A 25,790-nucleotide genomic window follows, 5' to 3' on the forward strand; every position below is an offset into this window, starting at 1 on the left:
GTCAACTGTCAACTGTCAACTGTCAACTGTCAACTGTCAACTGTCAACTGTCAACAAACTAAATTCCCTTGAGGAGCGATCGCCAATCCCGACAGCGTTTTAGATAAATACGAGCTACGGGATCGTTCGGATTAGTGCGCAAACACTCTTCAAACAATTTTCCCGCTTCTCGAAACTGTTTGCGATCGCACAGTGACATAGCTTCAGTGTATAGAGCCAAATTTCCTCGCTTTGCCGCCAAAACGGACGGAGGATCGGCATCAAATACCTCATAGACTATTACATATTGAGACTTTCCTTTTACCTGTACTTTATCCACAATCCGAATAGCATAATTATCGGGATTGCGCAAGCGTTCCAAAGTCTGCTGAGAAATTAACAAAGGTACGCCGTAATCTTTAGTCAATCCTTCAATCCGAGAAGCCAAGTTAACAGCATCGCTAATCACGGTGCTGTCCATGCGACTGTCGCCGCCCACTGTCCCCAACATCAAAGAACCAGAATTGATGCCAATGCCAATTTGAATCGGGACGTAGCCAACAGTTACACGGTGTTGGTTGTAATCAGTTAGGATATTTAACATTTCAATACCAGCTTTGACTGCATCATCTGCACAATCGCTAAACAAAGCCATAATTGCATCGCCAATGTATTTGTCAATAAACCCGCGATTTCTAGTAATAGCCGGCTCCATTCGCGACAGGTAAGCATTGATAAAATTAAAATTTTCTTGGGGCGTCATAGTTTCTGAAAGCGTTGTGAAATCGCGGATATCCGCAAACAGCACCGACATTTCCTTCTGTACCTGGTCGCCCAAATTGACATCTATAATACTTTCATATCCCAGCAGATACAAAAATTGATGTGGCACAAATCGCCCGTAGGCATCTGTTAAGTCAGATTCGGCATCCAGAGACTTTCCCAAATCTTTATTCAAATCGAAAAGTTCCTTAATCAGTTTCTGGCGCTCGGTTTCAGCTTGTTTGCGTTCCGTAATATCTTGAAAAACTGCGATCGCAAAAGCAACTTTACCGCCTTCAAAAATGGGCATTCCCCAAGTCTCAACGGGAATTTTTTTGCCCTTTTGATGAATTTCCAGATCGTCAGCAGTCGCATTTTCGCCCCTCAAAGCTCGAACGATCGGCAAATTATCAAAAGGGTAGATATTATTAGTTCCCGCGACATAAATTTGATGTGTTTCTGACAAATCCTCAACTTTATTTAACGTCAAAACCCCCTGACCGAGCAACTGCTCTCCAGCGTGATTGATGTAGTAAGGTTTGCCTTGAGAATCAAGCACGGCAACGCCTACGGGAATTGCTTCCAGAAATTGAGCCAGCTTGATTTCGCCTTCGCGCACCGCCTGCAATGCTCGATAGCGCAGCTCACTTTCCACCGTATCGGAATGTTCAGCAGTAGTTTCCAGTAAGATTTCCAGATCCGCTTTTTCCTCCTTCAAGTCTTCCACTTGTTGGCGCAATCTTTCTATCTCTAAAAGTAGCTGTTCTCTAGATGGTTGTTCTTCCAGCATAACCCTAGAATTTGCGCCTCAACTAACATAAAATTGCTCAACAGCCTGCGCCCTAAAATTAATCATTGTCTATAGTAATTCCAACTGCAAACTAGGCATCAGGCGCTGAAAATTCTTCAAAGATTTACTTTGCCAAGCTATGCGTTGAGAGCCTTGTACAGCCATTTGCACCCTGGCTTGTTTGCGCACCTCAATAATAAACTTGGACAGCATATTGATCCCAGAACTGTTCAAAAATTCTAACTCCTGCAAGTTGAGGGTAATTTTCGCCTGTTTTAGGTCGGCTACCTCGCCCAGCAACTGCACTATCGGCGCGTACTCCGCAGGCCCGCTCAGTCTTAGAGAGCCAGCAAAACTTACTGTTGCCGTTGCTGGATCGTAACAGATCCGGTAGTCTTGTGTTTGAATTTCCATTTCCGCAAAAAAAGTCCCTTACATATTATCGATCGCCCGCCCGGCCTATACTCTCAATTGCACCATAGTTGTCACTGAAATAATTTCCGGGTCTTTTTGCACGGTTTTGAACCTCCAGCCTAGTTTGGTTGTATAATCGTTGAGCATGGTCAGCAAGCCCAATCCAGAAGCGGTACAACTTTCGTCAGCAGCATTTTTTTCTAACTGTTGAATGTATAGCTCGCTAGGATCGCAGGTCAGCAACTGCTGAATGTAAGCCTGAAACTTGCCTACAGATGACCTAGAAATGCTATTAGCAACTGAAAAAATTACTCCATCGCTCAGTAATTGCAGTTTAATGTCGATCGGGTGCTCCGAGGTTTCATCATTAAACTTCATCGCATTCTCTAATAACTCGTTAGCAATGTAGCTAACAGCACTTTTAATTTCTGCTTGTCTGTCAATTGTTGAGGGGTCGTCTTCGTTTCCAGGGAAAAAAGTCGTCAAGTAGTCAGCCAGAAAATCGGCGGATAAACCGTTGTTCCGCCACCGCTGCTTGAGGGGGATCGAACTCGGGGAAAATCCAATTATCAAGTATTCTTGGCTAGGTGACTGCTCAATAAAATCACCGAAAGTCTGAATCATATTAGTTGTTATTTGTTATTTGTTAGTTGTTATTTGTTATTTGTTGCTTGACGGTTGACGGTTGACTGTTGTTATTGGTGATTGGTGATTGGTGATTGGCGAGTTGCTACCAATGCCCAATGTTATAAAAGCCCCATCCCTCCGTTTCGCTTCGCTTCGCCCAATTCCCCATTCCCCATTCCCTATTTTTGTTTGAGTACCAGCAATGTGATGTCATCAAAAACTTTTTGTTCGCCAATGTGCGATCGCACATCCTCAATTACAGCGTGCCTAATTTCTGCCGCATTTCCCTGCCAATTAATCTGTATTACCTCCATTAACCTATCTAAACCATAAAGCATTTGCTCCATATTTTCAGCTTCCGTAATCCCGTCAGTGTACAACACTACCACATCTCCCGAATGCAACTGCACAACAGTTTCAGCAACAAATTCAGCAATATCTGCATCCAGCCCGATCGGGAAACCCAAATCGATCGTATCAAACCGCTCGACAGAACCGTTAGAGCGCACCACAATCATTTCTTCGTGCTGGCCGCTCAACTTCAGAATACCCTCCTGATAATCTAGCAAAGCAAGGCTGGCGTTTTTATCGCATTTCATCCGCTGCACGTTATCATAAATTGCACTGTTAATAGCAGTTAAAAATCTCACTGAATCGGGTTCATTGTAAGCGAGCAAAGTTCGGACAGCCGTTTGAACCATAATCATTAAAACCCCGCTTTCCAATCCGTGTCCCGTCACATCGCCAATCCCAATTTTTACTCTACCTTCGTGCTGGAGTACGTCGTAATAGTCACCGCCTACTTCCTCAGCCGCCTCCATAAATCCCGCAATATCTAAGCCCACAACTTCCTTGAGCTCTCGATCTTTTGGTAGGAGCATCTGCTGAATCTTGCGAGTGACATCTAATTCGGCACTCATCCGCACATTTTCGGCTTTTAGGCGATCGTTGAGAACAGTAATTTCTTGGTTTGCACCAACCAAGGCCTCGGCAATATTGTTAAACGCACCTACAACTTGCCCGAGTTCGTCTCTGTTATCCAAAATAATTTTATGCTCTAGATTACCGCCCGCCATTTTTTTCGAGGCTTCATCCAGCACAAGTACAGTTTGCATGACAGCCCTGTAAAAAGACACAAACAAATAAATCACTATTGCACATATTATCAACACAAAAACAGCAACTAAGCGCTTTTTGTCAACAAAAATATCAATCCGTTTTTGCAGGAGAAAGTCTAACTCATTGACACTTTCGTCCCACAGTTCAAAACTCGAATTCAGAACTCGCTCGCTGCCATCGAGATAGGCATAATATTCTACTACGGCTGTGGGATAAATCAGTTTATCTAGTTGCCCGGTTAGTTGCTCTACTCGGGCGTTGAATTGGGTTAAATGCTGGCTTAATTTCGGTCGCAAATTGCCGTAAGGATTATTGCTAAATCCTACGTCCATATTGATTGCTAAATCCTGATTTAGTTCTCTCAATTTGTCCGCTAAAGTAATCAATTTGGCTCTTTCATCAGGTGTGGCATCGGAACGCAAACTACTTCTACCAGAAACCAGCCTAATTTCTGACAAGATTTTTTGCATTTCTGGAATCTTCAGCAAAGTAGCATCCATCAAATAATAGGTATCTAAATCAGGGTCTAATATTAGATTGGAAGTATCGCCGACATGAGCGCTCAATCTATTAATATCTACAGCTAATCTATAATAGACAACATCGTAGGTTTCTAAACTCCACTGCTGGCGGCGCAGTTTAAAATTTTTCCAGGTTTGATAAATATTATTAAAGCTTTTGGTAGACATTAAAGTTATTCCTAACTGGCGCTCGGTATTTTCTAATAATTTAAACTTAGCGTCGATATTAGATTCTAAATTTTTCCGGGACTCTGCATTGCTTGAATTGATAATTAAACCCTGATGATTTAATAGTTGAAGTTGTGGTATGTATTCCCTCAACTGGCGCAGCGGGCGGAGGTATTGATTGCCGTAGATTTCTTTTTGGGTAAAATCAATTTTGCTGTTTATTTCGGAAATCAACAGGTACATGACCAAAGTTAACGGCATGGCAAATAGAAAACCGATCAAGATAAACTTTTGAGGATAGGTCAGTCTATTCATTAAATGGATTCCGAGGGATTTTTTGTTCATAAATGATACATTTAAATAAAATTGTACTCAAAAAGTAGCTATCGCTACAAAAATCTGAATCAGCTCAGAAAAATATAGAAGCCCCCGCAGGGTTGTGGCGCAGAATTCAAAATCTTAGACCCAAGTTATAACTCTCAGATGCACTGCGTTGGAAATAAATCTCAAATTTTCAATGTAAGAATCGACTGACGATCCCTTTGGAAAATCAGAATGCTAAAATTAGTCAGCGAGCGCTTGCTTAATTTTAAAAGCATTCCTGTCCTGCGGTAACAGATTGTGTGGCATCCCTCATACCTCACCCGCTCAGGTCGCATTTTACAGTCTAAAACAGCTTGATTAGTTTTTGCAGTATGAATAGTCATTTGTACTGATCTTTTAGACCAGAATCAGATTTTTTTAAGAATATTTACTTAAGCCGATTTTTTTTTGTATACTTAGAAACTAACAGAAAAAATTAAGTAAGAGCTGGCTAGTGCAAGTTCCGGAAACACAGGTGGCGGCAGCGATTATCAAATACCTGTGCCGCACGACTCAGTAAAGTCCCTTATGCACAAAGGAACAAACAGCACGACTCAGCAGTGTATAAATAAATATCATCTGCATTTGAGCGATCGAGAACGATCGCGCCAGAGTGTAAAGTGAGGTAGAGGGCGTAAGATGAAACCAATCTCCGAAAATAACTCTCAAAACAATCAAAACAAACATCAAAAGCAGCCAAATCCTTTAATCTTGGCTGTGGCAATCGCAGGAATTCTCATCTGGGAAATGTATCCGGCGCTAATCCACACCGCAGCGGCTAACGCTGGTGCTCTCAAACATTCCCTCGCCCAGTGGGAAAGTCCACAGCAGCAAACCGCGCCGCAATTGCCCCCCCAGGCCCTGCAAAAAACCATCAACTCCCGATTGGCTATCAACACTCAGGCTTCAGAATCGGGCAATTTTTTGGCAGCGGATACGCGCCAAAATCCCCCCAACCAATTGCCCGCAACCGTAGCCGCAGCGGTTCGCCAAGAGTTGTCCCGCCACAGTGGGATTGCTGCTAGCAAGTTGAAAGTCACTGAATCGAGCCGCCAAAGTTGGCCCAATAGTTGTTTGGGACTGGCGCAAGCGGAGGAAATTTGCGCCCAAATGTTTGTCGAAGGTTGGCGGGTGGTGCTTTCTGACGGCAGTCAAACTTGGGTTTACCGTACTAACACTAGGGGAAATGTGTTGCGCTTGGAAAAGAAAGCTAGTTAGCCGAATTTGATAGTCACAAGCAGGCCAGAAAGCCTGTTTCAAACAGAGTAAATCTTTATTGGGATTTCTGGTGGGGCGGACTTTTAGCCTGCCCCTTACCTTAATTGTGGAGTTTTTTTCTTTCGATGATGCCGCCGCCCAACAGTACCTCTGAGTCATACCAAACTGCTGCTTGTCCGGGAGTAATGCTCAACTGCGGTTCGTCAAAAATTACCTTGACTCTGGTACCGCTGCCCTTTTCGTCTGCTTCGGATGGTTCCACAGGAATAATTGTAGCGGGGACGGGTTGCGATCGATAACGAATCTGTACAAAAGCCCGAATCGGAGCCGTCGGTTGAGCGACAGAAACCCAATTTACTTTCTGGACATTACACTCAGATTCTACTGCCAACTGGCGATCGCCCACAATCACCCGATTGCCAGCAGCATCAAGTTCAATCACATAAAGCGGTTCTGGTGCAGCAATCCCCAGGCCCTTCCGCTGGCCGATGGTGTAGTGGTGTACGCCGTCATGCTGTCCCAGCACCCGACCGGCCTTGTCCACAATGTCACCCTTTTGCGGCGCAATGTACTTGTCCAGAAAAGCCCGCATCGAACCGTTACTTTCCACCAAGCACAAATCCTGACTTTCCGGCTTGTCAGCAGTGCTCAAGCCAAACTCAGCAGCAATTCTGCGAGTTTGAGTCTTGGTAATTTCCCCCAACGGAAACTCCGTACCCGCCAGCAAATCCTGTGTTAAATCGTACAAGAAATAAGACTGATCTTTGGCTGGGTCGATCGCCCGCAGCAACTGATAGCGACCCGTACCATTATCATAAGTAATGCGAGCGTAGTGTCCAGTAGCAATCTTTTCAATACCCAGCTCCTGGCGAGCATACTCGAGCATCGGCCCGAACTTCACAGTTTTATTGCACTCCGAACAAGGCAGAGGCGTCACTCCAGCACTGTAACCGTCCACCAAAAAATCTACAATACTTGCCTGAAAGACCTCGCGGCTGTCAACAATGTGGTGGGGAACGCCCAAATTTTCGCAAATTTTAGCGGCATCGACCATTCCCTCAGAGCAGCACTGACCTTTGCCTTTCATCAACCACAGCGTTAAACCCACCACTTCATAGCCCTGATGGTGTAAAATTGCGGCTGCTGCGGAACTATCGACCCCGCCTGAGAGGCCTACGACAATCTTGTTCATGGTTCGGAAATAAATTGCTATTTTACTGTTTTACTGTTACGCAAGTTCGATCGAGCTGATTGATTATACCACAAAAATACTACAACTTGCTACTGCTGCTGTTAGCTGAAATTTTAGCACTAATAAGTAAATTCACCTAATTAAGTCTCAAATCCCGATCGCTCACAGGCTTGCTATGTATCTCTTTTTTTTATGCAGAGGGAAGCCGAAGCACCTTCTTGCTTCTTGCTTCTTCCTGCTGACTGCTGACTACTGACTACTTCTTCTACCTATGACTATTGAAAAATTTGTTGTCACCGCCGACCAAATGCGGCAAATAGAAACGAGAATTTTTGCTGCTGGAATGCCCGTAGCAGCTTTAATGGAAAAAGTCGCCGGAATGATTGCTAGACGGATTCAGGCGCTGTTGAAGTCAGAGGGAAGTTCGGCAACGGATTTTGAAACGGATGTAATCGATTTCAAGTATAGAAGGAAAACGGGTGAAGAGGCAAAGTTTGTTAATTTTAAATTGCCAGCAATCGGAGTGTTGGTTGGGCCCGGACACAACGGGGGCGATGCTTTGGTTGTGGCCCGCGAATTACACTTTCAAGGATTCTCAGTAGTTATTTACTGCCCGTTTTCTCAACTAAAAGAACTCACAAAAAGTCACGCTGATTATGCGCGTTCTTTAAATATTCCATTTGTTGACAAAGTTGAATCCCTGAACAAGTGCGATTTGCTGATCGATGGTTTATTTGGCTTTGGCTTGGAACGAGAAATCACTAACGCCACAGCCGCGGCGATTGACGAAATTAATAATTTAAACATCCCGATTTTTAGTATAGATATTCCCTCGGGAATTCATACTGATACCGGAGCAGTTTTGGGAACGGCTATTCGGGCAAAACATACATTATGTTTGGGTTTGTGGAAAATGGCATTTCTGCAAGACAAAGCCTTAGAATATATCGGCAAATCTGAGTTGATTGATTTTGATATTCCCGCCGCAGATATTGCAGCGGTATTGGGCAATTTGCCAGCAATACAACGCATTACCAAAGCAGCGGCAATTCAGCATTTGCCATTACCCCGATCGCCAATTTCGCACAAATATACCAACGGTAACATACTAATTATTGCAGGTTCCCGTCGCTACAGCGGAGCGGCAATTTTGTCAGCATTGGGAGCAAGAGCAAGCGGCGTGGGAATGCTGTCAATTGCTGTTCCTGAGTCGATTAAACCAATGTTGAGCAGTCATTTGCCAGAGGCTCTAGTTATCGGATGTCCTGAAACCCCCAGCGGTGCAATTAGCCAGTTGCCGGTAGCAATTGATTTGGGTTCCTATGATGCGATCGCGGTAGGGCCTGGTCTGACATTGGAAGCAGCAATAGCTGTAGAATCTGTACTGGAGTGCGATCGACCTTTAGTTCTAGATGCCGACGGTTTAAATATTCTCGCTCAACTCGGCACAGTCCCGATTTTGTCGGAACGCTCAGCATTGACAATTATCACGCCTCATCCGGGCGAATTCAAGCGTTTGTTTCCCGAATTAGCCGATCGAATTGGCGAGGATCGAATTGCCGCCACTCAAGCAGCGGCGCAGCTTTGCGGCGCAACGGTATTGCTCAAAGGAGCGAGAGTTTGCATCAGTTGGCAGGATACCTACGCTTCACGTACCCTCACCTATCTCAATCCCGAAAGCACCCCAGCCCTCGCCAGAGGTGGCAGCGGCGACGTTCTCACAGGCTTGTTAGGGGGACTGTTGGCAAGTGCGTTAGCGAAGCCTGCCCCTACGGGAGGCTCATCAACGAAGAGGATCGCCCGCAAATCCCCCCCCGAATCAATTGCAGCAACAGCAGCCTGGTGGCACGCCTCATCCGGAATCGCGGCAGCCAAAGAACGGACAGAATTAGGTGTAGATGCCTTTACTTTGACACAGTATTTAATTCCTACATTGCGAGATTTTTCCGAGTAAACAATAGACCTCTCCCATAAGATTCGATAAAAAACCCAGTTTCTTTCTTTGACTAACTCAAACGAGTGACACTCAAACGAGTGACACTCAAACGAGTGACACTCAAAAAAGTGACTGTGCAATCATAAAACCTAACAGTTATACCTGAAATATCAAACACCAAAACTTAAATCTTGAAAGGAATCAGATTATGTTCACCGAAGAAAGAAGCATCAACAATGAAACTATGGCTCTCGCCGCCGATACTACTGCTCAATCAAATCTTGCAGTTGGTCTGACGACTGGACTAAACAAACCCACTTTACAAATCGGTTCCACAGGTCAAGCTGTCAAGGAACTAGAAACTCTCCTAGCTCATTGGGGATATTATTTCGGCCCGATTGACGGTATCTTCGGCATCCAAGTTCAAAACGCCGTCAAAAGGTACCAACACCGCGTCTTCTTAACTGAAGATGGGATTGTAGGTTCTATCACTTGGCAAGCACTATACTCTGGTGCACCTGTGAATATGCCGACCCTGATGAATGGCAGTTCTGGTAATGCAGTGAAAATTGTTCAAAATGTCTTGAAATTGAACGGATACTATTTCGGTTTTATTGACGGATATTTTGGGACAATGACAGATGTAGCAGTCCGCCAGTTCCAACTCAGCAAGGGTTTAGTGCAAGATGGAATTGTCGGCTATAGAACTTGGCACGCCCTCAGCAAGTTACCGCACTAATAACTGCTGGAATTCTTCAGAATTATGCTGTAACTATAAATGTTAGGTGCGCGCCTCGCAATTTACACCATGTATGGTGTACACCGCGCACCTAACCCATTCACAGTTAACAGCTTTGCTAGCTCAAATGAGTGACACTCAAAAAAGTGACTGTGCAGCCATAAATTCTGCCAGTTATACCTGAAATATCAAACACCGCCCAACTTAAATATTCAGAGAAACCAGATTATGCACACCGAAGAAAGAACCACGAACAATGAAACCTTGGCTCTCGCAGCCGATACTGCTGCTCAATCAACTGTTGCAGTTACTGCGACCAATGCACTAAACAAACCCACTTTACAAATCGGTTCCACAGGTCAAGCTGTCAGGGAACTACAACAGCTTTTGTATCACTGGGGATATTATTCTGGCCTTTTTGACGGTATCTTTGGCGTCCTAGTTCAAAAAGCAGTCAAAGGCTACCAACACCGCGTATTTTTAACTGAAGATGGGATTGTTGCTTCCCTAACTTGGCAAGCACTATACTCGGGCGCACCTGTGAATATGCCTATTTTGATGAATGGCAGTTCTGGTAATGCTGTGAAAATTGTTCAAAATATCTTGAAAATCAATGGATACTATTTTGGTATGATTGATGGATTTTTTGGGACGATGACAGATGTATCAGTTCGCCAATTTCAACTCAGCAAAAATTTACCGCAAGATGGAATTGTCGGTGCTAAAACTTGGTACGAGTTCAGCAAGTTACCGCACTAATAATCGGTTGAATTAACTTTCACATTATTTCCGCAAAGCTCTATATGTAAGGTACACCGCGAGCCTTACATCTAGAGCTTCGATAGTTCGCCATGCAAGTCATCATAAAAATCAGAGGACTTGCATTGCCAACTATCGAACGCTTTTGGCTGTGCCTAACTTGCTAATTATTGTTGATGGAACTGCTGCGCGCGGGAAGGGCGATCGCAAATTCGGTGCCCCTTCCCGGCGAGGAAAAGCATTCTAAGCTTCCCCTGTGTTTTTTAGTAATTATATCGTGGCAAATTGGCAATCCCAATCCGGTTCCTTTACCTTCTACTTTAGTTGTAAAAAATGGCGTAAATAATTTTTCTTTGATATGTTTTGACATCCCAATTCCATTGTCAGCTATCCGAATCTTCACTAGACGATTAATCTGTTTTCCGCTGCTGCTGGTAACAGAAGTAGAAATTGTAATCTGATTGGGGTTGCTCTCAATCTGTTTGTATGTTTTACCAAAATTAGATTCTTCCACAGCATCGATCGCATTAGCGATCAAATTCATAAATACCTGATTTAGTTGTCCCGGATAGCATTCAATGTTAGGTAATTCTCCGTAATTTTTGATGATTTTAATCGTCGGGCGATTTGCCGAAGCTTTTAACCTATGCGACAAAATCATTAATGTGGTATCGATTCCTTCGTGAATATTTGCTGATTTTTTCTCGGTTCCGTCTGTACGCGAGTAATTTCGCAAAGATTGCATGATGTCGCGGATGCGATCGGTTCCCAATTTCATCGATTCAATCATCTTCGGCAAATCTTCTATTAAATATTCTAATTCTATCGCTTCTATTTCATCTAAAACTTGTTGTCCCGGCTCGGGAAAGTTGTCTTGATAAACCTGAACTAAACTTATCAAATCGCTGATATAGTCTGTAGCATGATGCAGATTACCAGAAATAAAGCTGACTGGATTGTTGACTTCGTGGGCGACTCCAGCCACCAGTTGTCCGAGTTGCGAGATTTTTTCAGTTTGAACTAATTGTGCCTGAGTGTGTTGCAGTTGAGCGAGTATTGCTTCTAAATCTTCAGCTTTTTGTCTTAGTTGAGCTTCCGATGCTTGCAGGGCTGTTTCGGCGCGCTTGCGATCGCTAATATCGCGATTAATTACCAGGGCGTGGGGTTGGCCATCGTACTCAAAAAAGTTCGCTTTTATCTCAAGATCGCACAGCATACCGTCTTTTCTCTGTATGACAGCTTGACAGTTGAATTCTTGGCGTCTGCTGACAGTTTGTTGGAATTCGGCAAATAAGTGCAGATACTCTGGGAGAATATAATCCGGCGGGCTTAAATGCAGAAACTCTTCTTGAGAATAGCCAAAAATTTGACATAGTGAGGGATTAGTTGCGATGACTTTACCGCTATTCAATTCTATCAGCGAAAGTCCGTCTGCTACCGTCTCAAATATGGTGCGGTATTGCTGTTCTTTTTGGACGACTTCGACCTGAAACTGTTGCAAACTTTCGAGAGATTCAGCCAACTGACGGGATTTGTGTTGTTCGCGGGCGTAGAGGCGGGCGTTTTCAATGGCGATCGCCGCTTGTGTCGTCAACAGTTGCAACAGTTCCAGCCGATCGCGCGTAAATGCTCCACTCGCCAGATTATTCTCTAAATATACAATACCAATCAACTTACTTTGATACAAAATCGGCGCGCATAAAACCGATTTTGGTTGGCGATTTTTAATATAAGTATCGGCTTGGTAAATTGTTTCTTGACTTGCGTCGCTCAACACCAAGGATTGCTGAGTTTTCGCAACGTACTTGACGATAGAAATAGGAACATCTGAACTTTTTTCAACCAGTATTGAATCCTGAAATGTTGGGGAGTCGTTCTCGTTAGTATCCGACACTTCTACAAACAACTTCCCCTCTCGTTCTAAAATAATACAGCCTTTTTGGGCGCCAGAATTTTCTAAGATAATATACAGCAGTTTTTTTAACAACTTTTCTAAGACAATTTCACTATAAATTGCCCCAGATGCTTTGATTACCGTTGCTACATCCAAGATATTAGCATGACTAGATGTACTCGCCGTTAAAGTTACACCAATTCGCGAGTCTACAGCTTCGGGAAATAAATTACTGTAGTATTGTTCGAGTTGGCGGACTTTTGCTGTGGCGCCCCACTGAAGATAGCAAACTCTGGCATCGTTGAGATAATTTTTGACAAAAATCAGCCGATTTTGTGATAAATAAAATCTCGCTGCTAATTCGTTAACGAATGCAGCATCTTGAATGAAGCGGTTTTTTATCGCCTGGGCGATCGCACTATCGTAGCATTCTGACGCCTCATAGTTTTGTCCCGACAACCGCGCCACTTCCGCCCGGATAGCTAAATATTTTTGCTCGTAATTCTCAGGGCAGTTTTTCGCAAATTCTCGGAGCTTCTCCAGGTCAATATTGAGCTGTTCTAGGTAGATTTGGCGATCGCCCTCACTGGCATTTGTACAAGCAGCAGCCAGGGCGATCGCGCGGTGGAAGCGAAAAACCGGATTCAGAAAACCACCATTAGCAAATGCCAAAAATTCACCACCAATATTAGCATATTCTAGTGCTCGATCGACCTCCCCAAACCAATTCGCCACGGTTAGTCTGTAGAGATAAACTATAAAAGACCCCCCCATGTCTGCCGAGGCTTCAGCAAATTCTAAAAATGACTGTTCATCGATGAAACTTGGCGGATCTTCAGCAGTATCCGCAGGACAAGTAAGCTGGAATATTGTCTGTTTGTTTAGCAAACAATGCGCTAGCATATTGCGGTCTATTTTTTCCAAAACAGGGATAAATTCATCAATAATTGCGGCAGATTTTTGCAGCGATTCATTGCCAAAAAAGCAGATGACCAAATAATTAGCCGCAGCATATCCCGACCACTGATAAGCACCTGTCTCTAAACCGCAGTTAAAAGATTTGATCAGAAAAAGCTTCGACTCATCAATATATTTAATGTGGTGCAAAGTTAAAGCCCCCCACGTAACGAAAATACAAGCGCCTAACTCTTTAGCATCCCAGCATTCATAAAGATTGAGACCCAGTTCTCCTACTGTGCAACCCGTGTCAATTTCACCATATTTAACAATTAAAGTAAAGGAATACACAATGTAGCCAAAGGCGGATATTCTGCAATTACCGTGTTCAATTGTCGCCTGCACCAGCTTCATCGCGCAGAGAAATGGGGCGTTAGGACTGGTAAAGTAAGCAATGGGGTAAAGTTCTTTCAAAATCCGGTGGGCGGCGAGTTGCAGCGGATCGGTGAGTGTCGGTAAATTTGCTAAATGGGCGATGGATTCCCCAATCATCTCTTTCGTCTTCGCCAACTCCCTCAGCAAATACCCATCATCCGGGTACGCCTCAAACTCAATTCCCAAAAATTGCAAAGTTTCGATACCCAACTGATAAGCAGCAGGTAAATCATTTTTCATCCGCAGACAAGTCATCTTCAACTCATTAACCCGACACCGTTCTAACAATGTCCTATTTTGCGGCAAAATCCCATCTAGAATTGCCAAAGCCTTATCATTTTTGCCATTCAAATATTCAGCTTCACCCAATTCAAGATGCAGCGCCAAAGTTAACACATAATAGTCTTCCCAGCTTTGGGTCGGCAAACTATTGCAGCCCAACTGAAAAAAAGTCAGCGCAGTTTCAAACCCTGAAGCAGCTTTCGCAGTTTTGCCGGCCTGCAAGTTTAACTCGGCTAATTCATACCGTTGACTCGACTCGCAAATCAACCCGCGAGCAAAATTCAAATGATTGACAATATCAAAAATTCGTTCTTGGCGTTGGGCTTCGCTGCTTTCGTGCAATAATAAACGCCCGATCGTCAAATGCACCCGTTCTTTCTCTGGATCGGGAATCATGGCATAAGCAGCTTGCTGAACGCGATCGTGCATAAATTTGTAGCACACATCTCCAGCCGCCGTTTTCCCCAACTTTTCCAACTCTTCCGGCTCAAATACTTGAGGTATCCGATAAGCATCCCCTACAGGCAAAATCAACCTCACTTGCAGCGCTTCCCACAAATCTTGTGCTGTTTGGTTCCAAGATTGTCCGCTGGCTACCGACAGCATATCTAAATTAAATTGATTGTTTATACAAGCTGCTATTTGTAAAATTCGCTGAGTTGACATTGACAAATTTTGAATTTTGTTCACCATTAAGTCAACAACATTTTCGGTAATATCCTGACATTCAATATGTTTAAGATCCCATTGCCACTGGGCCACCTGCTGGTTAAATCTCAACCAGCCTTTTTGATGCAAATACCTCAGCATTTGTTTGAAAAAGAATGGATTACCGTCAGTTTTTTGCAACAGCAAGTTCGCCAGCGGTGTCGCTGTTTCAGCAGCACATCTCAAAGTTTCAGTAATTAGTTGAGTGGCGCAGTCAATTGCTAGGGGTTCTAAAATTATAGCTGTCATGGGAATTCCGCCTGCCCGAATTGCCTCATTTGCCAGCATAAACGGATGCGTCGGGCTGATTTCGTTATCTCTATAAGCAACAATTATCAGCAAGTAAGGCATTTTTCCGAGGCAATTTTGTTCGTACATCTTGACTGTTGCAGCATCCATCCACTGACAGTCATCGAGAAACATTACTAAGGGATGTTCCGCACTCACAATTGCTTGGACGAACTGCTGCATCACTCGGTTGAAGCGGTTTTGAGATTCGATCGCGCCGAGTTCGGGTACGTCTGGTTGTGCGCCTAAAATTAACTCTAATTCGGGGATGGCTTCGATCGCAACTTTAGCATTTTTATGCAAAACACCAAGCAGTTTTTCTCGCCACAAGTCAATCTGAGCTTGGCTTTCACTCAAAATCTGCTGCACCAAACTCCGCATAGCTTGATTGAAACAAGTGTAGGGAACATTGCGCTTGAATTGGTCAAATTTGCCCGAAACCAAGTAGCCGCGCTGTCTGGTTAAATTGCGGAGAATTTCGTGTACTAATGCTGATTTGCCAATCCCCGAATAGCCACCTACTGACACAATTTCACCGCTACCTTTGCTAACGCGATCGAAGGCTTGCAATAATTGTTCTATTTGTGCTTCTCGCCCGTAAAGTTTTTGGGGAATTAACAACTGACTCATTCCATCCAGTTGTCCGGGTATAAAATTAGAAATTTTACCTTCAATCAAATTTTGATTTTGGCAGCGTTCTAAATCTGCTAACAATCCGGCTGCGCTTTGATACCTATTCTCGGCATTTTTTGCCATCATTTTTTCCACAATTTCTGCCAATGCTTGGGGAATTTGCGGATTTAGTTGTTGAATAGAAATCGGTTTTTTGGCAATGTGACAGTGCACTAATTCCAGCGGATCGCTGCTGCCAAACGGCAATTTTCCTGTCAGCAGTTCGTAAAAGCTGACACCTAGGGAGTAGAAGTCGCTGCGGTAGTCTACGCCCCGATTCATCCGCCCGGTTTGTTCCGGCGACATATAGGCGAGAGTTCCTTCTAGGCGATCGGGATTTTTTAAGTTGGGCGTTTCTTTGTTTAACCGCGACGCGATGCTAAAATCAGCGAGTTTTACTTGATTTGTTTCCGAATTTATGATAATATTAGCGGGTTTTATATCTTTATGAATAATTTGATTTTGATGCAGGAATACTAAAGCTTTTGCTAATTGGATGGCGATGTTTAAGAATTCGGCGATCGGCAATTGGTAGCGCGCGGTTGCTTCATTGACAACTGTTGTCCCAATCGCAGCACTTTGCCCGCCTGCAAGTAATTTTGTATCAGGCCTTGCAGAAATCCGGCAAGCATTCCCGACTTTTGCCATCCACTGTTTGAGCGAGATCCCGCCAAAATCTTCTAAGACTAATACTAGGCAATTTGGGTGCGTTTCTAGGCGATCGACTTTGACTGTATACTCGCAATCTAGATATACGGCGATCAGATATTCGTGTTTTAAGCGAGTTATCTGTTCTAAGGTAGGATATTCTGTATTTAAAACTTTGAGAATCGCAGGCTGTCGGTTTGTGATGCTTACAGCGCGATAAATAGCTGTGTTAGCTCCTTGGTGAATGAGTTCTTGCAAGTCATACCCAGAAATCCTTAAAGCTGGCAACATAAATTTTGATTCCAGTCAGTAAATTGCTTTCTAACTCTATAGTGCACCATGCAGAAGAGAAGCGGATACAGAGAAATTACGCACAAAACAAAATAATAGTTGCCAAACTACTACTATATCTTAAAAGCTAACCTGGCTCGATTTAAAATAGATTTGAGCGTTCGTCGGACTTCAGCCGTAGGGTGCGGATACATCGACCATCTTCAAGAAAGAGCGACGCACCTGTTATTTTCAATGACCCCATAAACAACCCGGACGTTCACTCTCGGGAAACATTTTTGTCTTAAGCAAGCTTTTTTATAAATGGTATCAGGTGCGTCGCTCGGAGATTGTCGATCGAATACAGGGGATTTTTCTCTCTCGACGCACCCTAGGACTGATTGTTGAATACCCGGCGGTTGAAACCGCGGCTATACAAACACTCACGCCACGGGAGCGGGTTGAATAGCCACTCGCGCGCCAGTCCCAAACTAGCCTTTGATGAACTTTTCTAATTTCTGAGCCATTTTCTCGATAATTCCCTCCGATGTATCTCCCGCCGATGATTCAGCTTCAATACGCTTGACAGTATCCTCTGGAAGGTTCAGCAATTGCACTAATTTACGATAAGCTGCTGCTTCATCCGAGTTAATTTTTGGTTCCTCGGGAGTGCGAGAACTCGATGAAATCACTTCATAGCCGAGCTGCAAAACTAATTCTTTTTCCTCTTGAGTTTCTAGTTGGTGAATCAACTCATCTAGCGGAATATTTTGCATGATGTAATCGCGGAGTTCTTGTTGCATTTGTTGTCCGTCTGCCTTGGGTGCAAACAAACTGCAAAAGCGAGCGAGCATTAAATTAACTTCTTCTATCGCCAGTTCGCCGTCAGCCCAAGCCATAGATGCCACAATTCTCAGTAGGTTCATCTGACGGGGGGTAATTGATGGAGGTGGTGGGGTTTGCATAATTAAAATTGGTAATTGGTAATTGGGAATTAGTCATTAGTGTCAACTGAATATCTTATGCAGTACAACTCTGCCGTTTGACGATTAAGCTTCGATCGCCCGCTGCACCTCCCTACAACCAGGGGGGGACTTTGAAAAAGCATTTTCAAAGTCCCCCTTAAGAAGGGGGATGCGAGGGGGATCGAGACTGCGCTACAAGCGAGATTTCTCTGGGTTATAAGCGATTGTTGACACTAATGGGAAGAGAAAATTGGGAATTGAGCGTGATTCCTTTTTCTTTTCCGCTTTCTCTTCCCCTTTATTTATGTCACAAATTCGATAGCGGAACACCCAGCCATCCAGTAAAGTTTTGTTTCTGAATAGCAGTTGGTCGATCGACTGGTACGATCGAGTAACGGCCCGGGCGCGGCCCGGCGAGAGTCACAGAACAAGTCCGCAGTTCGTCTTGGTGAAACACTGTCACTTCTAACGTGTCCCCTGGCCGATAATCTTTGAGCCTCTCGGCCACTTGTTCGGCATTTACCCGAAAACTGTCGATCGCCAGCAACTCATCCCCTGCGTCAATTCCCGCCAATTGTGCCGCAGATCCAGCTTCGACAAATTTAACCATTTGCCGCCCGTTTTCCGCCCCCAACATCCAACCGATGCGAGGCGAGGTGTCACTTTCATCTACCAAAATTTGCAGCCCGAAAGGTTGCAGATATTTGTCGTAAGGCAACTCTTCTGTGCCGTCTACATAGCGCGCAAAAAAGTCGCTCAAGTCCATTTCGGCTACAGACTCGATCGCACCTTGCAACTGTTCGGGAGTAAAGCCTATTTCTGCCGTCGGCGAGCGATCGTTTAACTTGCCGTTTGATGTCCTATGCGCCGCCTGGGCTTCTGTTCCAGACTTCAGAGCAAAATCGTCATTTTCAGCAGCACAGCCGCCAAACTGCTGCCACATCAAACGCATCACATCATCGAGCGATCGGGCGTTACCGTGTTTGGCTCGAATCAACAAATCCAGCAAAAACGAAACAACTTCCCCTTTCAAATAATAGGAAATCTGCGAATTATCGCTATTAGCATCCCTGCGATAAAGTTTAATCCAAGCATCCCAACTCGACTCGCTCGCCGGCTGCACGTTCCGCCCCGGAGTCGCCTGCAAGCGAGTAATTTCTTTAGCTAAATTTTGGAAATAACCTTTAACGTTGTAGAGACCTGCTCGAAACGGAATCACCAAATCGTAATAACTGGTCGTGCCTTCGGAGAACCACAGAGAAGTCGTGTAGTTTTCGTTTTCGTAGTCAAATACTTCGAGAGCTTTCGGTCTAATGCGCTTGACATTCCACAGGTGAAAAAACTCGTGAGCCACCAATTGAATAAAGCGTTCGTACTTGTCCTTAGTCCGAAAACCAAAACGCGAATAGTTCAGAGTGCAGCTATCTTTGTGCTCCAAACCGCCAAAACCAGAGCCGGATAAATGCAGCAAAAACACGTAGCGGTCGTAGGGCAAACCGCCGAACATTTCCGCTTCGACTTCGATCACTTTTTGGATATCTCGAATCGCCCGATCGGGTTCTAAATTGCCTTTCCCCCAAACTACTAGCTGGTGGGGTTTTCCCATCACTTCAAAATCATAGGCATCGTGACAGCCAATCTCAAAAGGACTATCGACCAGCGTGTCAAAATCCGCAGCCTCGAAAGTCAGATCCTGTCCGGAAACAGGCGGCAAGGTAGTCACTGTGCGCCACTGGGGCTGCGGCGGCACAACTGTGACGGTGTAGGAGTTCTGCTCAAAACCTGGTACAAAAAAGCACAGAGCCGCTGGGTTGAAATAACCGTGAGTCGAGTCTAAATGATTGGTTCGCACTGTTAGTTCGTTGGCAAAAATCCGGTAGCAAACCGTGACATCTGACACTGAATTTGTCTCGATTTGCCAGTGATTTTTGCTTTGCTTGCGCCAAGCTAAAGCACGCCTTCCCGATCGCGAGCTAAAATCTTGCAGGTGGCGGGCGTACTCTCGAACCAAGTAAGAACCGGGAGTCCAGACAGGCATTTTTAAATCCAGCACCGGCTCCGACCAACCTTGCACGCGCAAAGTTACTTCAAACAGGTGGGATTCAGGATGGGGCATCGCTACCGAATAGTGAATTGTCGGTGCTGTTAGTTGTGCCTTCACGTTGTCGGCAGTTGGCGAGGTATCCACAGAAGTAACATCAGTCATTGACTTGCCAAATTCATCAAGTGCTTGAGGTTGATCAAATGGATAGTTTGGTGGTCTGGATCGATTTTTATCCAGCCTTTACTATCGAGTTTTTCCATAATTTTGCTGGTTTCATCTAGGTTGATACCTGTCACATCAGCCAAGTCTTCATAGGGGATATTGAAGATATCTCTGCCCTCAGCAGTTTTCTGACCGTAGTTTTCTCCCAGCTCAACTAAAGTATTTGCTAGTTTAACCGCTGGCTGCCGGTTTTGCAGTTGAGATCGCAGATTAGTTTGGCGCAGCCGCCGCACCATCAATTGCAGCATCCGGTGATGCAATTGCGGGTCTTTAAACAGGGTTTGGATAAATCGCTGAGCCGTGACGCTGATCAGGCGGACGGGCGATAGAGCAAGTACGTCATTCGATCGCGGAGATTCGTCAAGAATCGCCATTTCGCCGAAGAACGCACCCCTTCCTAAAATAGCCATTGATACAGCTCGATCGTTTGACAGGCGCCGGACTTTGACCCAGCCGGACACCACAAAATAAATCGCGTTACCCCAAGAATCCTCCATCACCACAGCTCGGCCTGGGGGATACTCATGCTTAACCGCATTGGATAGCAGCCCTCCCAAGGTTTCTGGGTTAGCACCCTTAAATAGAGGGAACAGCTCACTGAAAGCTTCTGTCTTCATGGAAACTCGCTGAGGTGGGAAATATGATTAGGCGACAGCCAACAGCTAGGGAACGATCGCTGTTTGAGAAAACAAACAATCTGTTGCTGCTACATAAGATTGACACAAAGCGAACCAGACGGACATCTCAGACACAGTGGAAACTTACTTCTCATAGCTCCTTTGACATACCTCCTCTTCTTGAATGAGAGAGGATTCCTTAACGCTTGACAGACTAATGCTTGCAAGCAAGTCTCACTCAGTCTCCACCTTCGTTTTAAGTCTCCCAATGCCCTAGGTTGACTTTTACTTTTGGTTTTCCTCACAAGTCAAATCCTTGTATGCCTTCAGGGTTGGAGTCAAGCATTGCCCCTCTAGCTGTCTAGGTGCGCTCTCACCGTAGCTGTTTCAACGTGTCTTGAGCCTGTAAACATTTCAATTTTAATGCAAAGCTGTCCTAGAACGACGGGGTTTTAAACCAATTCTCTCATCAGGCTACAGGGGCGCGCTTCACCTAAAATTATTAGCAGATTCTGCAATCTTAAACGGGTTTACAAGCGTCCCACTGCCTGTTGAACTTTGCCCAACAGAGCTTCTATGTAGTGGGGCCAGCCGATCGCGATCGACTGCGTGTGGGCCAGAGACTCCGGCTCGATCGCATCTTTAGTCCACCTCAGCGGTTGACCTTGCAAGTCGCAACAAACCAATCCGGCTGCCTTTGCTAGAGCCAGAGGGCCGGCAGTATCCCACACTTTAACCCTGCCGTTAAAATACAGGTACAAACCGGCTCGACCTTGTATAATTTCCATAACTTTTAAGCCAAAGCTTCCCAGCGAGTAAAATTCGGCTCCCGGGATACTTTGGGCGATCGCCCCAGCATACTTTTTCTGGTCTCTGTCGCCGAGAATAATTTTACAATTCAACGGTGTCGGAGCCGGGGGTTGACACAGGGCGATCGGCTGTGGCGAAGAGGTTCCCACAGTTTGGAACAATCCCCAATCTTTGCCGCCAAAATACATTTGGTCAAAAGCCGGGGCGTAGATCCAGCCCGCCACCGGTTCGCCCGAAACCAGCAGCCCTACCATCACAGCGTAGTGCTGTTTTCCCTGAATAAATCCCTCCGTCCCGTCGAGGGGATCGATGCACCACAGACGCTGGTAATTTCCCAGGTAAGCTGCCCTAGAGGCGCTGTTTTCCTCGGTGATCGTGCCGTCTTCAGGAAACAAAGCGCTAAATGCTGCTGATAGTTGTCGGTCTAAGTAGCGATCGATACTCGTCACGTAGTCGTCCGGGCCTTTCTCGGAAACTTCAAAAGGTTCCGCTGCAAGCCTGTAGGCTGCTTGACCGCACTCGCGAATGATGTAGCGAATTTTTTGATCTTGCTCAGGAGAAATATACATCAGGTTTAACATAGATGCTTCAGCTAACTTCAGCATAAAAGTTTAAGTCATTTGAATCGATCGACCCAAGTCACTGTTTTTGACTCTAAAAGATCGGCGCGCAGCTATCCTGACGCACCCGGTTCCCAAACGCCGGGTGGGCGGTTGCGATACCAGCCCCAGACAAGCATTGGCTCAATTGAATATATTCATCCGTAACATCAAATCGAAAATCTTGAATGCCAAAATCGAGCATCGCCCGCACCAGCACTTTCAACTGTAGAGGATAGAATCTTTCTCAGGTTCGATCGTTTGGTAAGCCCCAGCACGGTAAGGAGAATATTTTGAAATATCATTTAGCATTAGGTCGGAAAATAGACCTCGATGGCATTGACCGCGATGCCCAACTCGGCAAATGCCCCCGCCACGTCCTCAAGGCCATGAGAGACCGCTTAAATGCCACAGTCCACTCCCCCGACGGCGAAGGCATATCCTTGAGCGACAAGGTGCGATCGAAAATTTCTTCGCAACCCCAACATTGGGCCTTAGCGCGCAAGTTGTCCGAGCAAGTCAGCAGCGACGACGTGATATTTTGTACCGGCGAGGACATTGGCATTCCAGTGGCGGCGGTGTGCGGCGCCCGATCGCAGCGCCCGAAAATTGTTGTATATTGCCACAATATCGATCGGCTGCGCGGCCGCGTCGCCCTGAAACTATTCGGTTTGGCCGACAAAATTGACATATTTATGGCCTGCGCCAGCACTCAAACAAACTTCGTGCGCAACTATTTAGGTCTACCCGAATCTCGCATTTTAGTGCAGCTAGAACAGACAGACACCCAGTTTTTCACACCAGGCCCCGTTTCGGCCGACAAAAAGCGACAAACAGTGGTTAGCGTCGGACTAGAAAAACGCGACTACCGACTTTTAGCCGCAGCAACTGCTGACTTAGATGTTGACGTAAAAATTAGCGGCTTTTCTAAAGATGCCAAAGCTTTATCGCAAGCTTTCCCCGATACTATGCCCGAAAATATGTCTCGCAAATTCTACGAATGGCCCGATTTAGTACAGCTTTACCGCGATGCAGACGTAGTTGCAGTTTGCTTGACAGAGAATAAATATGCTGCTGGAGTGCAGGGTTTGTTGGAAGCAGCAGCCTGCAAGCGGCCGGTCACTATTACTCGCACTCAAGGCATGGTAGATTATTTAGGGTCGGATATTACTAAAGCGGTCAATGTCGGAGATGCAGCAGCTTTGCGCGAGGCGATCGTCGATTTGCTAAAAAACCCTCAAGAAGCTGAATCTCTGGCGCAGCGAGGCTACGATACGATCGTTAACCAGCACAACAGCGAACTTTATGTCGATACTTTAGTCGAAAAATTGCGATCGCTTTAATCAAACCCTAGGGTGCTTGTGGCGCACCCTAAATCACGGGCTAGAAGCCCCTTCCACCAAACACAAATTTTCCGGTGGAACAGGCTTCGACGCCTGTTCCTCAAAATAGGTGAAACAGCCCACAAAGCCTACCGATTAACATAGGCTTCGACGCCGTGCCACCAAACACAAATTTTCTCAGAAAACAGGCCCTCAGGCCTGTTCCCCACTCAAGACTCCCGTCCGCTAACCCACTTATCCCGCCATTTCACAGTCCCTTCCGCAGCCAAAACCCAGCGGCGACAAACCAAATTTTCTCGCAGCGGCGACATTCCTTCCCGCAGCAGCGCATACTTATAAGAAATCAACTTTCCCGCACTTTCATTAAAAGGAATTTCCCCAAACCAAGTATTAGTATTGATATACTCCAGCGGGTAAGCCTTACTAATATCCCAATTCCCCAACTCAGGACAATCTCCAACCACCACAATTCTTTCCCCAGGCTGACTTTTCACACTGTTAAGCTGCGCCCGAACAATAGTTTTACCCTTAACTCGCTCTCCCACGCGGCTAAAAATCATTACTTCCCGCGCACCCAGCTCTAAATTGTAAAGTATCCCATCTTTAACTTGAAACTTGCGGCGCGATAAAACCTCCCGATGCTCTCCATCAGGTAGCTCAGTATCAACCGCTTCAACTGTAACAGCATTGCCGCGATTCATTGCCACAAACACTACAGAATCCCGATAGCGGCGCACGTAACAATAAACATCAGCCGTCAGATATTTTTGCCACTGACTCCCCATCGAAATAGCAGGATTTAGCCGCCGCAATCCAGACAGCAACCGCACATCTCGATAAATCGGCGAATCAGTATCCCACTTTTCCATCATCGGGCGGTTGTAAGGGTCATTTCCCCCTTCAGTATCATCGTGCAGATACTGTTCAGTGCCGTAATAAATGGAGGGAATGCCGCGAGTCGTCATCATTAAACATATCGCCAACCTGAGCATTTGTCGATCGGCATTCAACGACTGAAACCGCGGCATATCGTGGTTGTCAATAAAAGTAATCAACTCCGTCGCCCCGTAGTAGCGGCGATCCAAATCCAGAACATCCTGAATTAACCCAAATCCCGCTTCCGCACCATTTCCCAAAGCTTCTCGAATAGCCACGCACAGACCAAAATCTAAAATAGTCATCCCCGACTCATTAGCAAACTCCACAGAAAGGTCATTTCTCGGGTCGCTATAAATCCATTCTCCAAAAATGAAAACATCAGGTCTGTGCGTTAAAATGTCAGCATTAAATTCCTGCCAAAACCAGATCGGCATATGCTTAACAGTATCAACGCGCAAAGCATCAACCCCTCTGTCCAGCCACTGTTTAATAGCTGCTTTAATGTAACGCCGGTATTCAGTATTATTTTCATTGAAAGTCGCTAAACCCGAAAGTTCGCAGTTTTGAACTTGCCATTCATCTTCCCAATTAGTCACTTCTCCGTAGTGGTGGTACCAGTTATTTTTATCGTCATTAAAGTCAGCTATTTTGACGCCATCATCGTAAAGTTCCCCTTTTTTACCGCTAAAATCAGGATTGCTGTGATTGCAGACAATATCGAGCACCAGTTTCATTTTTCGCTGGTGCAACTCGTCAACTAATTTGTCAAATACAGTATCTTTAGTTTCTTGTGTTTGGTTGACAGAAGGATTGTCACCTTTGGCAATAAACCGCGGATTTAGTCGCTTAAAATCCTTTGTCCAATAGCCGTGAATCGCAGCTTGTTCGACAAATAAAGCCTCTACTTGCTCGAAAAGCGGAGTCAGCCATACAGCGGTAACACCCATATCTTTTAAGTAATCGAGTTTGTCGATAACTCCCTGCAAGTCGCCGCCCCAATATTTGCCCCAATTTTTGCCTTCAGGATCGTAAAGTTCTGGGTTTGGGCCTTCGTTATTTGTGCGATCGCCATCGTGGAAGCGATCGACTACAATGAAATAAATTGTTTCTTGTCGGAATTCAATGTCTCTGGTGTAGAGAAATTCTAAATCGAGTTCGCTTTCTGGCTTAACTTCTTGTACCAGAGACTCAATTTTTTGTTCGGGTTGGGTAGTTTCGTATTGAGATGAAGTTTGATTCGGAGTGACTGATGTCATGAGATTTATTTTTTTGTATTGTAAGATTGGTCAGTTATCGGGAGTTAGAGTCGGAGATAGCTTTTCCTTCTGACTGACTTTTACAGCATAATACGTAATTTACTCGTTGAATAAAATCTTCCTGTAGACAGATGGCAGAGTCCTCTATAGGTTCGTAGTCAGGACTTCAGTCCTCATCAAACTTTGAGGACTGAAGTCCTTCCTTCCTATTCCTCCCGCAAATTTTGGATATCTTCAACACTCAAACCAGTAGTTTGACTAATGGTTTGATTGTCAAGTACATTCAGAAGTTGCCTAGCAATTTCCAAAGCTTTTTCTCGCATTCCTTGCTGCATTCCTTGCTGCATTCCTTGCTGCATTCCTTGCTGCATTCC

The 25,790-nt window shown here is 45.1% G+C and carries 17 protein-coding genes; 6 read left to right on the forward strand and 11 right to left on the reverse strand.

Annotated features, from left to right (window positions below; all coding sequences use genetic code 11):
* Window positions 1-58: 58 nt before the first annotated feature.
* The 4 genes from QT974_RS01860 to QT974_RS01875 all read right to left on the reverse strand — a co-directional run bounded on the left by QT974_RS01860 (window position 59) and on the right by QT974_RS01875 (window position 4,695).
* Entirely contained in the window at window positions 59-1,531 is a 1,473-nt protein-coding gene (locus QT974_RS01860; protein WP_333466829.1) for an adenylate/guanylate cyclase domain-containing protein, read from the reverse strand.
* 69 nt (window positions 1,532-1,600) lie between these two features.
* Window positions 1,601-1,945 carry a slr1659 superfamily regulator gene (locus QT974_RS01865; protein ID WP_333466830.1) on the reverse strand — a complete coding sequence of 115 codons (345 nt, stop codon included), beginning with the start codon at window positions 1,943-1,945 and terminating at the stop codon, window positions 1,601-1,603.
* A 45-nt stretch (window positions 1,946-1,990) separates the two neighbouring features.
* Window positions 1,991-2,569 (reverse strand): DUF6272 family protein, encoded by a 579-nt coding sequence (locus QT974_RS01870; protein WP_333466831.1) that lies wholly within the window; start codon window positions 2,567-2,569, stop codon window positions 1,991-1,993.
* A 182-nt stretch (window positions 2,570-2,751) separates the two neighbouring features.
* The gene (locus QT974_RS01875) at window positions 2,752-4,695 is read right to left on the reverse strand and encodes a SpoIIE family protein phosphatase (RefSeq protein ID WP_333466832.1); all 1,944 of its coding nucleotides are present in this window, start codon (window positions 4,693-4,695) and stop codon (window positions 2,752-2,754) included.
* A gap of 687 nt (window positions 4,696-5,382) precedes the next feature.
* On the opposite strand from QT974_RS01875, the gene QT974_RS01880 reads away from it, so the two are divergent.
* Window positions 5,383-5,961, forward strand: coding sequence for a hypothetical protein (locus QT974_RS01880; RefSeq protein ID WP_333466833.1), 579 nt, complete (start codon window positions 5,383-5,385; stop codon window positions 5,959-5,961).
* A 100-nt stretch (window positions 5,962-6,061) separates the two neighbouring features.
* On the opposite strand, the gene mnmA is transcribed toward QT974_RS01880, so the two are convergent.
* Entirely contained in the window at window positions 6,062-7,153 is a 1,092-nt protein-coding gene (gene mnmA, locus QT974_RS01885; protein WP_333466834.1) for a tRNA 2-thiouridine(34) synthase MnmA, read from the reverse strand.
* A 271-nt stretch (window positions 7,154-7,424) separates the two neighbouring features.
* On the opposite strand from mnmA, the gene QT974_RS01890 reads away from it, so the two are divergent.
* The 3 genes from QT974_RS01890 to QT974_RS01900 all read left to right on the forward strand — a co-directional run bounded on the left by QT974_RS01890 (window position 7,425) and on the right by QT974_RS01900 (window position 10,587).
* The gene (locus QT974_RS01890) at window positions 7,425-9,107 is read left to right on the forward strand and encodes an NAD(P)H-hydrate dehydratase (RefSeq protein WP_333466835.1); all 1,683 of its coding nucleotides are present in this window, start codon (window positions 7,425-7,427) and stop codon (window positions 9,105-9,107) included.
* A 190-nt stretch (window positions 9,108-9,297) separates the two neighbouring features.
* The gene (locus QT974_RS01895; RefSeq protein ID WP_333466836.1) at window positions 9,298-9,828 is read left to right on the forward strand and encodes a peptidoglycan-binding domain-containing protein; all 531 of its coding nucleotides are present in this window, start codon (window positions 9,298-9,300) and stop codon (window positions 9,826-9,828) included.
* A 228-nt stretch (window positions 9,829-10,056) separates the two neighbouring features.
* Window positions 10,057-10,587, forward strand: coding sequence for a peptidoglycan-binding domain-containing protein (locus QT974_RS01900; RefSeq protein WP_333466837.1), 531 nt, complete (start codon window positions 10,057-10,059; stop codon window positions 10,585-10,587).
* 163 nt (window positions 10,588-10,750) lie between these two features.
* Here the strand turns inward: QT974_RS01900 and QT974_RS01905 are convergent, their stop codons facing one another.
* The 5 genes from QT974_RS01905 to QT974_RS01925 form a co-directional block, all read right to left on the reverse strand.
* Window positions 10,751-16,702 (reverse strand): ATP-binding sensor histidine kinase, encoded by a 5,952-nt coding sequence (locus QT974_RS01905; RefSeq protein ID WP_333466838.1) that lies wholly within the window; start codon window positions 16,700-16,702, stop codon window positions 10,751-10,753.
* Window positions 16,703-17,172: 470 nt separating this feature from the next.
* Entirely contained in the window at window positions 17,173-17,646 is a 474-nt protein-coding gene (locus tag QT974_RS01910) for a tellurite resistance TerB family protein (RefSeq protein WP_333466839.1), read from the reverse strand.
* A 307-nt stretch (window positions 17,647-17,953) separates the two neighbouring features.
* Window positions 17,954-19,852, reverse strand: coding sequence for a M61 family metallopeptidase (locus tag QT974_RS01915; protein ID WP_333466840.1), 1,899 nt, complete (start codon window positions 19,850-19,852; stop codon window positions 17,954-17,956).
* A complete protein-coding gene (locus tag QT974_RS01920; RefSeq protein ID WP_333466841.1) occupies window positions 19,849-20,529 on the reverse strand; it encodes a Crp/Fnr family transcriptional regulator in 681 nt (226 codons plus the stop codon). Before QT974_RS01920 ends, QT974_RS01915 begins: the two co-directional genes overlap by 4 nt.
* Window positions 20,530-21,059: 530 nt before the next feature.
* A complete protein-coding gene (locus QT974_RS01925; protein ID WP_333466842.1) occupies window positions 21,060-21,944 on the reverse strand; it encodes a 3'(2'),5'-bisphosphate nucleotidase CysQ family protein in 885 nt (294 codons plus the stop codon).
* A 43-nt stretch (window positions 21,945-21,987) separates the two neighbouring features.
* On the opposite strand from QT974_RS01925, the gene QT974_RS01930 reads away from it, so the two are divergent.
* Window positions 21,988-22,170: a hypothetical protein gene (locus QT974_RS01930; RefSeq protein WP_333466843.1), complete on the forward strand. Its 183-nt coding sequence runs from the start codon at window positions 21,988-21,990 to the stop codon at window positions 22,168-22,170.
* A 61-nt stretch (window positions 22,171-22,231) separates the two neighbouring features.
* Window positions 22,232-23,281: a glycosyltransferase family protein gene (locus QT974_RS01935; protein WP_333466844.1), complete on the forward strand. Its 1,050-nt coding sequence runs from the start codon at window positions 22,232-22,234 to the stop codon at window positions 23,279-23,281.
* A gap of 209 nt (window positions 23,282-23,490) precedes the next feature.
* Here QT974_RS01935 and QT974_RS01940 read toward each other — a convergent pair whose 3' ends face one another.
* Window positions 23,491-25,416, reverse strand: coding sequence for an alpha-amylase family glycosyl hydrolase (locus QT974_RS01940; protein ID WP_333466845.1), 1,926 nt, complete (start codon window positions 25,414-25,416; stop codon window positions 23,491-23,493).
* Window positions 25,417-25,790: the final 374 nt, after the last annotated feature.

Source organism: Microcoleus sp. BM001215392 (genome assembly GCF_036700185.1).
Taxonomy (GTDB): Bacteria; Cyanobacteriota; Cyanobacteriia; order Cyanobacteriales; family Microcoleaceae; genus Microcoleus.